1 pseudogene is annotated in these 536 nt (G+C 69.6%); it reads left to right on the forward strand.

Annotation, left to right across the window (positions count from 1 at the left end):
- Window positions 1-165: 165 nt before the first annotated feature.
- Window positions 166-536: pseudogene (locus tag amrb99_RS49660) on the forward strand (alpha-ketoacid dehydrogenase subunit beta); the annotation flags it as partial.

A 536-nucleotide genomic window follows, 5' to 3' on the forward strand; every position in this document is an offset into this window, starting at 1 on the left:
GCCGCTGTCGATGTTCGAGCACGTCTACGCCGAAGACCATCCGCTGATGACCGAGGAGCAGGAGCAGTTCGCCGCCTACCTGGCGTCCTTCGAGGAAGAGGTGCCGTCGTGACCGCGGAGACCCTGACGCTCGGCAAGGCGCTGAACGCCGGCCTGCGCAAGGCCATGGAGGACGACCCGAAGGTCCTGGTCATGGGCGAGGACGTCGGGAAGCTCGGCGGCGTGTTCCGGATCACCGACGGGCTGCAGAAGGACTTCGGCGAGGAGCGGGTGATCGACACCCCGCTGGCCGAGTCCGGCATCGTCGGCACCGCGATCGGGCTCGCGCTGCGCGGGTACCGCCCGGTCTGCGAGATCCAGTTCGACGGGTTCGTGTTCCCCGCGGCCGACCAGATCATCACCCAGCTCGCCAAGATGGGCATGCGGTCGCTGGGCGCGCTGTCGCTGCCGGTCGTCGTCCGCATCCCGTGCGGCGGCGGCATCGGCGCCGTCGAGCACCACTCGGAGTCGCCGGAGGCGTACTTCACCCACACCGC

This window comes from Actinomadura sp. RB99 (genome assembly GCF_014706005.1).
GTDB lineage: Bacteria > Actinomycetota > Actinomycetes > Streptosporangiales > Streptosporangiaceae > Spirillospora.